The sequence below is a fragment of the Pseudomonas sp. ADPe genome (assembly GCF_014843515.1).
Taxonomy (GTDB): domain Bacteria; phylum Pseudomonadota; class Gammaproteobacteria; order Pseudomonadales; family Pseudomonadaceae; genus Pseudomonas; species Pseudomonas citronellolis.
In genome coordinates this window covers 4058383-4071757 of the sequence record NZ_CP062122.1, presented here as the reverse complement: position 1 = coordinate 4071757, position 13375 = coordinate 4058383, and the positions used below count along the sequence as shown (strand labels likewise).

The window sequence follows — 13375 nt, the reverse complement described above, 5'->3', positions numbered from 1 at the left end:
ACTGATTGTCTTACGACACTTAAACGAAATGGCAGAGCATGCGCCCTGCCAATTTTCGGGGTACAAAATACTAAAGAGCTTCCAGCACCCCGTCAAGACAAAGCCCCGGCTGTCAGGACAGCCGGGGCTTCGCTCAAGGCTTAATTGCCACTCAGGTTGAGCGCTTCGGCCAGTGCTGCTTCGGCTTCGCTGGCGCTCACGCGCTGCGGTTTGCCGAGCTCGCGCTGACGCTTGCGCTCGCTGTGATAGGCAAGGCCGGTACCCGCCGGGATCAGTCGACCGACCACCACGTTTTCCTTCAGGCCGCGCAGGAAGTCGCGCTTGCCGGTGACCGCCGCCTCGGTGAGGACGCGGGTGGTCTCCTGGAAGGAAGCCGCGGAGATGAACGACTCGGTCGACAGCGAGGCCTTGGTGATACCCAGCAGGACGCGCTCGTACTTGGCCGGGAACTTGTCCACGGTGGCCAGTACTTCGTTCTCTTCCAGCACCTGGACCAGTTCGACCTGGTCGCCCTTGATGAAGGAGGAGTCGCCCGACTCGGCCACTTCGACCTTGCGCAGCATCTGCCGCAGGATGGTCTCGATGTGCTTGTCGTTGATCTTCACGCCCTGCAGGCGGTACACGTCCTGGATCTCGTTGACGATGTACTTGGCCAGCGAGCTGACGCCCAGCAGACGCAGGATGTCGTGCGGGTTGCTCGGGCCGTCGGAGATGACTTCGCCGCGGTTCACCTGTTCGCCTTCGAACACGTTCAGGTGACGCCACTTCGGAATCAGCTCCTCGTACGGATCGCTACCATCGTTCGGCGTGATGACCAGGCGGCGCTTGCCCTTGGTTTCCTTGCCGAAGGAGATGGTGCCGCTGATTTCCGCCAGGATCGAAGGCTCTTTCGGACGACGAGCCTCGAACAGGTCGGCAACGCGCGGCAGACCACCGGTGATGTCGCGGGTCTTCGAGGTTTCCTGCGGGATACGTGCAACCACGTCACCCACGCGCACCTTGGCGCCGTCGGTCAGGTTGACCAGGGCGTTGGCGGGCAGGAAGTACTGCGCCGGCACGTCGGTGCCCGGCAGCAGCAGGTCCTTGCCTGCGGCGTCGATCAGCTTCACCGCCGGACGGATGTCCTTGCCGGAAGCCGGACGGTCTTTCGGATCCATCACCTCGATGTTGGTCAGACCGGTGAGTTCGTCGGTCTGGCGCTTGACGGTGATGTTCTCTTCCATGCCGGCGAAGGCAACGGTACCGTCCACTTCGGTGACGATCGGGTGGGTGTGCGGGTCCCACTTGGCGACGATGGCGCCCGGGTCGACCTTGTCACCTTCCTTCACGGAGATCACGGCGCCGTACGGCAGCTTGTAGCGCTCGCGCTCGCGACCGAAGTCGTCGGCCACGGCCAGCTCGCCGGAACGGGAAACCGCCACCAGCGCGCCGTCGGCACGCTCGACGTGCTTCAGGTTGTGCAGGCGGATGGTACCGCCGTTCTTCACCTGGACGTTGTCCACGGCGGAGGTCCGGCTGGCCGCACCACCGATGTGGAAGGTACGCATGGTCAGCTGGGTACCCGGCTCACCGATCGACTGCGCGGCGATGACGCCGACCGCTTCACCGATGTTCACCTGGTGACCACGGGCCAGATCGCGGCCGTAGCACTTGGAGCAGATGCCGTGACGGGTTTCGCAGGTGATCGGCGAACGGACCAGGACTTCGTCGACGCTCATCTGCTCGAGGAAATCGACCCACTTCTCGTCGATCAGGGTACCGGCCGGCACGATGACGTCGTCGCCACCAGGCTTGAACACGTCGCGCGCGACCACACGGCCGAGCACGCGCTCGCCCAGCGGTTCCACCACGTCGCCGCCTTCGATGTGCGGCGACATCAGCAGGCCGTGCTCGGTGCCGCAGTCGATCTCGGTCACTACCAGGTCCTGGGCCACGTCGACCAGGCGACGGGTCAGGTAACCGGAGTTCGCGGTCTTCAGTGCGGTATCCGCCAGGCCTTTACGAGCACCGTGGGTGGAGATGAAGTACTGGAGTACGTTCAGGCCTTCACGGAAGTTCGCGGTGATGGGGGTCTCGATGATCGAGCCGTCCGGCTTGGCCATCAGGCCACGCATACCGGCCAGCTGACGGATCTGGGCCGCGGAACCCCGCGCACCGGAGTCCGCCATCATGTACATGGAGTTGAAGGACTCCTGGTCGACTTCCTTGCCCTCGCGGTCGATGACCTTCTCTTTCGAGAGGTTGGCCATCATCGCCTTGGACACTTCGTCGTTGGCCTTGGACCAGAGGTCGATCACCTTGTTGTACTTCTCGCCCTGGGTTACCAGGCCGGAGGCGTACTGGGTCTCGATCTCCTTCACTTCCTCGGTGGCGGCATTGATGATGCGCGCCTTCTCGTCCGGGATGACGAAGTCGTTCACGCCGATCGAGACGCCGGAGATGGTCGAGTAGGCGAAGCCGGTGTACATCAGCTGGTCGGCGAAGATGACGGTGTCCTTCAGACCCACCACGCGGTAGCAGTGGTTGATCAGCTTGGAGATCGCCTTCTTCTTCATCGGCTGGTTGACCACGTCGTACGGCAGGCCTGCCGGCACGACCTGGAACAGCAGGGCGCGGCCGACGGTGGAGTCGACGATGCGGGTGTTGGCGGTCAGGCTGCCGTCTTCGTTCTTGATCTTCTCGTTGATCCGTACTTTCACGCGGGCGTGCAGGGACACCTGGCCGCTGCGGTACGCGCGGTCGACTTCCTGCAGGTCGGCGAAGGCCATGCCCTCGCCCTTGGCGTTGATGGCTTCACGGGTCATGTAGTACAGACCCATCACCACGTCCTGCGACGGCACGATGATCGGCTCGCCGTTGGCGGGCGAGAGGATGTTGTTGGTCGACATCATCAGCGCGCGCGCTTCCAGCTGGGCCTCGAGGGTCAGCGGAACGTGGACGGCCATCTGGTCACCGTCGAAGTCGGCGTTGTACGCCGCGCACACCAGCGGGTGCAGCTGGATGGCCTTGCCTTCGATGAGCACCGGCTCGAACGCCTGGATACCCAGACGGTGCAGGGTCGGCGCACGGTTCAGCAGCACGGGGTGTTCGCGGATGACTTCGGCGAGAACGTCCCAGACCTCGGGCAGCTCGCGCTCGACCATCTTCTTCGCGGCCTTGATGGTGGTGGCCATGCCGCGGGCTTCGAGCTTGCCGAAGATGAACGGCTTGAACAGCTCGAGGGCCATCTTCTTCGGCAGGCCGCACTGGTGCAGGCGCAGGGTCGGGCCGACGGTGATTACCGAACGACCGGAGTAGTCCACGCGCTTGCCGAGCAGGTTCTGACGGAAGCGACCTTGCTTGCCCTTGATCATGTCGGCCAGGGACTTCAGCGGGCGCTTGTTCGAGCCGGTGATGGCGCGACCGCGGCGGCCGTTGTCCAGCAGGGCGTCGACGGCCTCCTGCAGCATGCGCTTTTCGTTGCGCACGATGATGTCCGGAGCGGCCAGGTCGAGCAGGCGCTTCAGACGGTTGTTACGGTTGATCACCCGGCGGTACAGATCGTTCAGATCCGAAGTCGCGAAGCGGCCGCCATCCAGCGGAACCAGCGGACGCAGGTCCGGCGGCAGCACCGGCAGGACGGTCAGCACCATCCACTCCGGATGGTTGCCGGAGCCCTGGAAGGCTTCCATCAGCTTCAGGCGCTTGGACAGCTTCTTGATCTTGGTTTCCGAGTTGGTCTGCGGAATCTCTTCGCGCAGGCGGCCGATCTCGTGCTCCAGGTCGATCTGGTTGAGCAGCTCGCGAACGGCCTCGGCGCCCATGCGCGCGTCGAAGTCGTCACCGAACTCCTCGAGGGCTTCGAAGTACTGCTCGTCGTTCAGCAGCTGGCCCTTCTCCAGGGTGGTCATGCCCGGGTCGATCACCACGTAGCTCTCGAAATAGAGCACGCGCTCGATGTCACGCAGGGTCATGTCCAGCAGCAGGCCGATACGGGACGGCAGGGACTTCAGGAACCAGATGTGGGCGACCGGCGAGGCCAGTTCGATGTGGCCCATGCGCTCGCGGCGCACCTTGGCCAGGGCGACTTCGACGCCGCACTTCTCGCAGATCACACCGCGGTGCTTCAGGCGCTTGTACTTACCGCACAGGCACTCGTAATCCTTCACCGGGCCGAAGATCTTGGCGCAGAACAGGCCATCGCGCTCCGGCTTGAAGGTGCGGTAGTTGATGGTCTCCGGCTTCTTAACTTCGCCGAACGACCAGGAACGAATCATCTCGGGCGAGGCCAGACCAATACGGATGGCATCGAACTCCTCGATTTGACCCTGGTTTTTCAACAGATTGAGCAAGTCTTTCAAGGCCTTTCCTCCTCACGGACCCGGTGCGGCGGCTAGCCGCCGCACCGTTTATCGTCACGTGTTATTCGGTTTCCAGTTCGATATCGATGCCGAGCGAGCGGATCTCTTTGATCAGCACGTTGAAGGACTCGGGCATGCCGGCCTCCATGCGGTGATCCCCGTCCACGATGTTCTTGTACATCTTGGTACGGCCGTTCACGTCGTCCGACTTCACGGTCAGCATTTCCTGCAGGGTGTAGGCGGCGCCGTAGGCTTCCAGCGCCCAGACCTCCATCTCCCCGAAACGCTGGCCACCGAACTGCGCCTTACCACCCAGCGGCTGCTGGGTGACCAGGCTGTAGGAGCCGGTGGAACGTGCGTGCATCTTGTCATCGACCAGGTGGTTCAGTTTGAGCATGTACATGTAGCCGACGGTGGTCGGACGCTCGAACTGGTTGCCGGTGCGGCCGTCGAACAGGCGCATCTGGCCGCTCTCCGGCAGGTCGGCCAGCTTCAGCATGGCCTTGATCTCGCGCTCCTTGGCACCGTCGAACACCGGGGTAGCCATGGGCACGCCGCCCTTGAGGTTGTTGGCCAGAGCGACGATCTCGTTATCGGACAGCTCTTCCAGGTTCTCCTGGCGGCCACCGATCTCGTTGTAGATCTCGTTCAGGAACTGGCGCAGCTCGGCGATCTTGCGCTGCTCTTCGAGCATGCGGTTGATCTTCTCGCCCAGGCCTTTGGCCGCGAGGCCCAGGTGGGTTTCGAGGATCTGACCGACGTTCATCCGCGAGGGTACGCCCAGCGGGTTCAGAACGATGTCCACCGGCGTGCCGTTGGCGTCGTGCGGCATGTCTTCGACCGGCATGATCACCGAGACCACACCCTTGTTACCGTGGCGGCCGGCCATCTTGTCGCCCGGCTGGATGCGGCGCTTGATGGCGAGGTAGACCTTGACGATCTTCAGCACGCCCGGAGCCAGGTCGTCGCCCTGCTGCAGCTTGCGCTTCTTGTCCTCGAACTTGTCGTCGAGCATCTGACGGCGGTCGCTGAGGTAGGCCTGGGCCTTCTCCAGCTGCTCGTTCAGGGCGTCTTCGGCCATGCGCAGCTTGAACCACTGGCCGCGCTCGAGGCCGTCGAGGTACTCGTCGGTGATCTCGGTGCCTTTCTTCAGCGCCGGGCCGCCATCGGCGACGGCGCCGACCAAGGCCGAACGCAGACGCTCGAAGGTGGCGCCTTCGACGATGCGGAACTCCTCGTTGAGGTCCTTGCGGATCTCGTCGAGCTGCATCTTCTCGATGGACAGGGCGCGGCTGTCGCGCTCCACGCCGTCGCGGGTGAAGACCTGGACGTCGATCACGGTGCCCTTGGTGCCGGTCGGCACGCGCAGGGAGGTGTCCTTAACGTCGGACGCCTTCTCACCGAAGATCGCGCGCAGCAGCTTCTCTTCCGGAGTCAGCTGGGTCTCGCCTTTCGGGGTGACCTTGCCGACCAGGATGTCGCCGGCCTGTACTTCGGCGCCGACGTAGACGATGCCGGCTTCGTCCAGCTTGTTCAGCGCGGCCTCGCCCACGTTCGGGATGTCCGCGGTGATTTCCTCTGGGCCGAGCTTGGTGTCACGGGCGACGCAGGTCAGTTCCTGGATGTGGATCGTGGTGAAACGATCCTCCTGGACCACGCGCTCGGACAGGCAGATGGAGTCTTCGAAGTTGAAGCCGTTCCAGGGCATGAACGCGACGCGCATGTTCTGGCCCAGGGCCAGCTCACCCATGTCGGTGGACGGACCGTCGGCGAGGATGTCGCCACGGGCGATCACGTCACCCTTGCTCACCAGCGGACGCTGGTTGATGCAGGTGTTCTGGTTGGAACGGGTGTACTTGGTCAGGTTGTAGATGTCGACGCCGGCTTCACCGGTCTCGACCTCATCATCCGCCACGCGCACCACGATACGGCTGGCGTCGACCGAGTCGATCACACCGCCGCGGCGAGCCACCACGCAGACGCCGGAGTCACGGGCGACGTTGCGCTCCATGCCGGTGCCCACCAGCGGCTTGTCGGCGCGCAGGGTCGGAACGGCCTGACGCTGCATGTTCGAACCCATGAGCGCACGGTTGGCGTCGTCGTGCTCGAGGAACGGAATCAGCGAGGCAGCGACGGAAACGACCTGCTTCGGCGATACGTCCATGAGGGTGACGTCTTCCGGCGCCTTCACGGTGAATTCGTTCAGGTGACGTACGGCGACCAGCTCGTCGATCAGGCGGCCCTTCGCGTCCAGGGTCGCGGAGGCCTGGGCGATCACGTGGTCGGCCTCTTCGATGGCGGAGAGGAACACGATCTCGTCGCTGACCAGACCTTCCTTCACCACGCGGTACGGGCTTTCCAGGAAGCCGTACTTGTTGGTGCGGGCGTAGGTCGCCAGGGAGTTGATCAGGCCGATGTTCGGACCTTCGGGGGTTTCGATCGGGCACACGCGGCCGTAGTGGGTCGGGTGTACGTCACGAACCTCGAAGCCCGCGCGCTCACAGGTCAGACCGCCCGGGCCGAGTGCGGAGACGCGGCGCTTGCGGGTGATCTCGGAGAGCGGGTTGTTCTGGTCCATGAACTGCGACAGCTGGCTGGAACCGAAGAACTCCTTGATCGCGGCGGCCACCGGCTTGGCGTTGATCAGGTCCTGCGGCATCAGGCCTTCGCTTTCGGCCATGGACAGGCGTTCCTTGACCGCGCGCTCGACGCGCACCAGGCCAACGCGGAACTGGTTCTCGGCCATCTCGCCGACGCAGCGGACGCGACGGTTGCCCAGGTGGTCGATGTCGTCGACGATGCCCTTGCCGTTACGGATGTCGACCAGGGTGCGCAGTACGTCGACGATGTCTTCCTTGCTCAGCACGCCCGGACCTTCGATCTCGCTGCGGCCGATGCGGCGGTTGAACTTCATGCGGCCGACGGCGGACAGGTCGTAGCGTTCGGCGCTGAAGAACAGGTTGCCGAACAGGGTCTCTGCGGCTTCCTTGGTCGGCGGCTCGCCGGGACGCATCATGCGGTAGATCTCGACCAGGGCTTCCAGCTGGTTGCCGGTGGAGTCGATCTTCAGCGTGTCGGAGATGAACGGACCGCAGTCGATGTCGTTGGTGTACAGGGTTTCCAGGCGCACGACCTGGGCCTTGGCGATCTTCGCCAGGACGTCGACGGTCAGCTCGGTGTTGCACTCGGCGATGATCTCGCCGGTAGCCGGGTGCACGACAGCCTTGGCCACGGTACGGCCAATGAGGTAGTCGAAGGGCACTTCCAGCTCGGTGATGCCAGCCTTCTCCAGCTGATTGATGTGGCGCGCGGTGATACGGCGGCCCGCTTCGACGATGACCTTGCCGGCGGCATCCTTGATGTCGAAGCTGGCGATCTCGCCGCGCAGACGGTGCGGCACCAGCTCCAGACGCAGACCTTCGCCCTTGATGTGGTAGACGTTGGTCGCGTAGAAGGCATCGAGGATCTCCTCGGTGCTATAGCCCAGCGCGCGCAGCAGGACGGACGCCGGCAGCTTGCGGCGACGGTCGATACGGACGAACACGCAGTCCTTCGGATCGAATTCGAAGTCCAGCCAGGAACCGCGGTAAGGAATGATGCGCGCGGAGTACAGCAGCTTGCCGGAGCTGTGGGTCTTGCCACGGTCGTGGTCGAAGAACACACCCGGGGAACGGTGCAGCTGGGAAACGATGACGCGCTCGGTACCGTTGATGATGAAGGTACCGTTCTCGGTCATCAGGGGGATTTCCCCCATGTAGACTTCCTGTTCCTTGATGTCCTTGATCGCTTTGCTCGACGACTCTTTGTCGAAGATGATCAGGCGCACTTTCACCCGCAGCGGGACGGCGAAGGTCACGCCGCGCAGCACGCACTCCTTGACGTCGAAGGCCGGCTCACCCAGGCGATAACCGACGTATTCCAGGGCAGCGTTGCCGGAATAGCTGATAATCGGGAAAACGGACTTGAAGGCCGCATGCAGACCGATGTCGCGGATCTGATCCTTGCTTGCACCTGCCTGCAGGAATTCGCGATAGGAATCCAGCTGGATGGCCAGCAAATACGGCACATCCATGACGTCCGGCAACTTGCTAAAGTCCTTGCGGATACGTTTTTTCTCAGTGTATGAGTAAGCCATCAGCGTTCCCCAGCTTGGTCACCTGCTTGTTTGGCCTCTCCCACGGGAGCAGCCGAAAAATCGTGCAAACCTGGCGTTTGCGCCACCCCTGAGGGTGGGAGTTTTCCGTTATGGGAAGGGGCCTGTCGGCACCCCACCCAGAACGGAAAAAGGCCGGTGGCAAAAGCCACCAGCCATCAGCCTGTCGCTTGACGCTCGGGCTGTAGACGCAAGGGGCGAGCTTACTTGAGCTCGACCTTGGCGCCAGCTTCTTCCAGGGCTTTCTTGGCAGCTTCGGCCTCTTCTTTCGAAGCGCCTTCCTTGACCACGCCCGGGGCGCCGTCAACGACAGCCTTGGCTTCTTTCAGGCCCAGGCCGGTCAGTTCACGAACGACCTTGATCACGTTCACTTTCTTGTCGCCGGCTTCGGCCAGGACGATGGTGAACTCGGTCTGCTCTTCGGCAGCGGCAGCGGCAACAGCCGGGCCAGCGGCAACAGCGGCAGCAGCGGTAACGCCGAACTTCTCTTCCATCGCCTTGATCAGTTCAACGATCTGCATGACGGACATTTCGGATACGGCGTTGATGATGTCTTCGTTGGTCAGAGCCATGACTCTAATTCCTGTATTGGGTGACGGCGCTCGCGCCATCGATTAAACAAAAAAGGTTTGAAAGCGTACCGGTTGCCTTAGGCAGCGGCGGCTTCTTTCTGGTCGCGAATAGCCGCCAGAGTACGAGCCAGCTTGCTGGTGGCGCCTTGGATCACGCTCATCAGCTGTGCAACGGCTTCGTTGTAGGTCGGCAGGGTCGCCAGAACGTCGATCTGATTGGCTGCGAGGAATTGCCCCTCGAACGCGGCCGCCTTGATCTCGAACTTGTCCTGACCCTTGGCGAACTCCTTGAAGATACGGGCGGCAGCGCCCGGATGTTCGTTGGAGAAAGCAATCAGGGTCGGGCCCTTGAACGTGTCGTTGAGCACTTCGAACTGAGTGCCTTCAACGGCGCGCTTGAGCAGGGTGTTACGTACGACTTTCACGTACACACCAGCTGCGCGGGCCTCTTTACGGAGTCCGGTCATTGCGCCGACGGTCACGCCACGGGCATCAGCCACGACAGCGGACAGACCGGCTTTGGCAGCCTCGTTGACTTCAGCGACGATGGCCTTCTTGTCTTCGAGTTTAATTGCCACGGGTTTACTCCTGGATGTTACCGTTTCGTCCAGCCGGAGCCGGACGGCGTTTTGGTGTCTGATCCGGTTAACGAATCGGGAGCACCATCTGCGTAGGCTTGTGGTTTAAGGCTTGCGCCGCCTACGGTCTTGGACAGCCCCCGCCAGGCAGGGACCCCAATACCTGCGGGTGATGGGCCAGGCCCACCACCCGACTTTGTCCTATCAGCCGTCCAGGGAAGCCTGATCGATCTGCAGACCCGGGCCCATGGTGGTGCTCAGGGTCACGCGCTGAACGTACACGCCCTTCGAGGAGGCGGGCTTCAGGCGCTTCAGGTCAGCCAGCAGAGCTTCGACGTTCTGCTTCAGCTTCACCGGCTCGAAATCGATCTTGCCAACGGAGGCGTGGATGATGCCGTTCTTGTCGGTACGGAAGCGAACCTGACCAGCCTTGGCGTTCTTCACGGCAGTGGCTACGTCCGGGGTCACGGTACCGACTTTCGGGTTCGGCATCAGGCCGCGCGGGCCGAGAACCTGACCCAGCTGACCGACAACGCGCATCGCGTCCGGGGAGGCGATGACCACGTCGTAGTTCAGGTCGCCGGCCTTCATCTCGGCAGCCAGCTCGTCCATACCGACCTTGTCGGCGCCTGCAGCCAGAGCGGCTTCGGCAGCCGGGCCCTGGGTGAAGACGGCAACGCGGACGCTCTTGCCGGTGCCGTTCGGCAGAACGGTGGCACCACGAACGACCTGGTCGGATTTACGCGGATCGACGCCCAGGTTGATGGCGATGTCCACGGACTCCTTGAACTTGATGGTCGACAGCTCGGCCAGCAGTTTGGCGGCGTCTTCGAAGCCGTATTGCTTGCCGGCTTCGATTTTCTCGGCGATAGCCTTTTGGCGCTTGGTCAGCTTAGCCATTACACACCCTCCACGTTGAGGCCCATGCTACGCGCGGAGCCGGCGATGGTACGCACGGCCGCATCCATGTCAGCTGCGGTCAGATCGGCCTGCTTGGTCTTGGCGATCTCTTCCAGCTGAGCACGGGTAACGGTGCCCACTTTCTGGCTGTTCGGACGGCTGGAGCCGCTGCTGATGCCAGCAGCTTTCTTCAGCAGTACCGAAGCCGGGGTGCTCTTGGTTTCGAAGGTGAAGCTGCGGTCGCTGTATACGGTGATGATCACCGGAGTCGGCAGACCGGGCTCCATGCCCTGGGTCTTGGCGTTGAACGCCTTGCAGAACTCCATGATGTTCACGCCGTGCTGACCCAGAGCGGGACCGACCGGCGGCGACGGGTTGGCTTGACCAGCCTTTACCTGCAGCTTGATGTAAGCCTGAATTTTCTTAGCCATGTGCTACTCCAGTTACGGGTTCTAGCGCCACAAGGGCTCCCCGGTTGCTTTCGCGTTTATCCCAAGGACGACAAAACCCCGCAGCCTATGGCTGCGGGGTGTGGGATGCATTGTGCAAGTCAGACTTTCTCGACTTGGCTGAACTCCAGCTCTACCGGGGTAGAGCGACCGAAAATGAGCACTGCGACCTGGATCCGGCTCTTTTCGTAGTTGACCTCTTCAACCACGCCATTGAAGTCCGCGAAGGGACCGTCGATGACGCGAACGGTTTCACCCGGCTCGAAGAGCGTCTTCGGCTTGGGCTTGTCGCCGCTGTCGGCGACACGACGCAGGATGGCCTCAGCCTCCTTGTCGGTGATCGGAGCCGGCTTGTCGGCGGTACCGCCGATGAAGCCCATGACGCGAGGAGTATCCTTGACCAGGTGCCAGGTACCCTCGTTCATTTCCATCTGGACCAGCACATAGCCGGGGAAGAACTTGCGCTCGCTCTTGCGCTTCTGGCCGTTACGCATTTCCACGACTTCTTCCGTGGGAACCAGAATCTCGCCGAACTCGTCTTCCATGCCGGCCAGCTTGACCCGCTCGATCAGCGAGCGCATGACATGCTTCTCGTAACCCGAGTAGGCATGCACTACGTACCAACGCTTAGCCACGGAACACCCTTAACCTACGATCATGGAAACCAACCAACCCAGCAGGGAGTCGAGCCCCCACAGCAGCAGCGCCATAACCAGCACTACAGCGACCACGATCATGGTGGTCTGAGTCGTTTCTTGGCGAGTCGGCCATACGACCTTGCGAATCTCGGCACGCGCCTCTTTCGCCAGGGTGAAGAAGGCACGACCCTTGACGGTCTGCAGGGCCACGAAACCAGCTACAGCCGCAAGAACCAGGATACCGAGCACGCGATAGAGGAGCGGTTGAGCGGAGTAATACTGGTTGGCGACGACGCCGACCACGACAACCACTGCGACCAAGAGCCACTTCAAGATGTCAAAACGCGACTCGTTGGCTTCTGCCTTCGCATTCATCTGCTGGGAATCCCGTTGAAGAAATGCCAAATTCCGTCGAGAAATTTGGCAGGCCAGGAGGGAATCGAACCCCCAACCTGCGGTTTTGGAGACCGCCGCTCTGCCAATTGAGCTACTGGCCTAGAACAAAGTCAGGCCGACCATTATGCCGGCCTGAGAGGGAAAGATCAATCGATTATTCGATGATCTTGGCAACCACGCCGGCGCCAACGGTACGACCGCCTTCGCGGATAGCGAAGCGCAGGCCGTCTTCCATGGCGATCGGGGCGATCAGGGTGACGGTCATCTTGACGTTGTCACCCGGCATTACCATCTCGACGCCTTCCGGCAGCTCGCAGTTGCCGGTCACGTCGGTGGTACGGAAGTAGAACTGCGGACGGTAGCCCTTGAAGAACGGGGTGTGACGACCACCTTCTTCTTTGGACAGCACGTACACTTCGCACTCGAACTTGGTGTGCGGCTTGATGGTGCCCGGCTTGGCCAGAACCTGGCCACGCTCTACGTCTTCACGCTTGGTGCCGCGCAGCAGGACGCCGACGTTCTCGCCAGCACGACCTTCGTCGAGCAGCTTGCGGAACATTTCAACGCCGGTGCAGGTGGTCTTGGTGGTCGGACGGATGCCGACGATTTCCACTTCTTCCTGGACCTTGACGATACCGCGCTCGACACGACCGGTTACCACGGTGCCGCGGCCGGAGATCGAGAACACGTCTTCGATCGGCATCAGGAACGGCTGGTCGATGGCACGAACCGGCTCGGGGATGTAGGAGTCCAGGGTTTCTACCAGCTTGCGCACGGCGGAAACGCCCATCTCGTTGTCGTCCTGGCCGTTCAGAGCCATCAGAGCGGAACCGATCACGATCGGAGTGTCGTCGCCCGGGAAGTCGTAGGTGTTCAGCAGGTCGCGAACTTCCATCTCGACCAGTTCCAGCAGCTCGGCGTCGTCGACCATGTCGGCCTTGTTCAGGAACACGACGATGTAGGGAACGCCTACCTGACGGGACAGCAGGATGTGCTCGCGGGTCTGCGGCATGGGGCCGTCGGCAGCCGAGCAAACCAGGATCGCGCCGTCCATCTGGGCAGCACCGGTGATCATGTTCTTCACGTAGTCGGCGTGGCCCGGGCAGTCTACGTGAGCGTAGTGGCGTACCGGCGAGTCGTATTCGACGTGCGAAGTGTTGATGGTGATACCACGGGCTTTCTCTTCCGGCGCGTTGTCGATCTGGTCGAAGGCGCGAGCGGAGCCACCCCAGGTCTCGGAGCAGACCTTGGTCAGAGCAGCGGTCAGAGTGGTCTTACCGTGGTCGACGTGGCCGATGGTGCCAACGTTGACGTGCGGTTTGTTACGTTCAAACTTCTCTTTAGCCATT

The 13375-nt window shown here is 62.2% G+C and carries 9 protein-coding genes and 1 tRNA gene; all 10 read right to left on the bottom strand.

Annotated features, from left to right (window positions below; genetic code table 11):
* Positions 1–140: 140 nt before the first annotated feature.
* Positions 141–4340: a DNA-directed RNA polymerase subunit beta' gene (gene rpoC / locus IG194_RS18400; protein WP_009617128.1), complete on the bottom strand. Its 4200-nt coding sequence runs from the start codon at positions 4338–4340 to the stop codon at positions 141–143.
* 61 nt (positions 4341–4401) lie between these two features.
* The gene (gene rpoB, locus IG194_RS18395; RefSeq protein ID WP_192353596.1) at positions 4402–8475 is read right to left on the bottom strand and encodes a DNA-directed RNA polymerase subunit beta; all 4074 of its coding nucleotides are present in this window, start codon (positions 8473–8475) and stop codon (positions 4402–4404) included.
* A gap of 221 nt (positions 8476–8696) precedes the next feature.
* On the bottom strand, positions 8697–9065 hold the full coding sequence (gene rplL, locus IG194_RS18390; RefSeq protein WP_009617125.1) for a 50S ribosomal protein L7/L12: 369 nt from the start codon (positions 9063–9065) through the stop codon (positions 8697–8699).
* A 77-nt stretch (positions 9066–9142) separates the two neighbouring features.
* Positions 9143–9643, bottom strand: coding sequence for a 50S ribosomal protein L10 (gene rplJ / locus IG194_RS18385; protein ID WP_009617123.1), 501 nt, complete (start codon positions 9641–9643; stop codon positions 9143–9145).
* A gap of 204 nt (positions 9644–9847) precedes the next feature.
* Positions 9848–10543, bottom strand: a complete 696-nt coding sequence (gene rplA, locus IG194_RS18380) for a 50S ribosomal protein L1 (RefSeq protein WP_058488425.1) — start codon at positions 10541–10543, stop codon at positions 9848–9850.
* The gene (gene rplK / locus IG194_RS18375; RefSeq protein ID WP_009617119.1) at positions 10543–10974 is read right to left on the bottom strand and encodes a 50S ribosomal protein L11; all 432 of its coding nucleotides are present in this window, start codon (positions 10972–10974) and stop codon (positions 10543–10545) included. The genes rplA and rplK overlap by 1 nt, the downstream gene beginning before the upstream one ends.
* A gap of 119 nt (positions 10975–11093) precedes the next feature.
* A complete protein-coding gene (gene nusG, locus IG194_RS18370; protein WP_009617117.1) occupies positions 11094–11627 on the bottom strand; it encodes a transcription termination/antitermination protein NusG in 534 nt (177 codons plus the stop codon).
* A 9-nt stretch (positions 11628–11636) separates the two neighbouring features.
* Positions 11637–12005, bottom strand: coding sequence for a preprotein translocase subunit SecE (gene secE, locus IG194_RS18365; protein ID WP_009617115.1), 369 nt, complete (start codon positions 12003–12005; stop codon positions 11637–11639).
* Positions 12006–12051: 46 nt separating this feature from the next.
* Positions 12052–12127, bottom strand: a tRNA-Trp gene (locus IG194_RS18360).
* A gap of 53 nt (positions 12128–12180) precedes the next feature.
* Positions 12181–13374 (bottom strand): elongation factor Tu, encoded by a 1194-nt coding sequence (tuf, locus tag IG194_RS18355; protein WP_009617114.1) that lies wholly within the window; start codon positions 13372–13374, stop codon positions 12181–12183.
* Between the last annotated feature and the right edge of the window lies 1 nt (position 13375).

Excerpts from the sequence above, each read along its gene's own strand:
- secE (WP_009617115.1), bottom strand. The coding sequence starts at position 12,005 with ATGAATGCGAAGGCAGAAGCCAACGAGTCGCGTTTTGACATCTTGAAG.
- tuf (WP_009617114.1), bottom strand. The coding sequence starts at position 13,374 with ATGGCTAAAGAGAAGTTTGAACGTAACAAACCGCACGTCAACGTTGGC.
- rpoB (WP_192353596.1), bottom strand. The coding sequence starts at position 8,475 with ATGGCTTACTCATACACTGAGAAAAAACGTATCCGCAAGGACTTTAGC.
- rplL (WP_009617125.1), bottom strand. The coding sequence starts at position 9,065 with ATGGCTCTGACCAACGAAGACATCATCAACGCCGTATCCGAAATGTCC.
- rplK (WP_009617119.1), bottom strand. The coding sequence starts at position 10,974 with ATGGCTAAGAAAATTCAGGCTTACATCAAGCTGCAGGTAAAGGCTGGT.
- rplA (WP_058488425.1), bottom strand. The coding sequence starts at position 10,543 with ATGGCTAAGCTGACCAAGCGCCAAAAGGCTATCGCCGAGAAAATCGAA.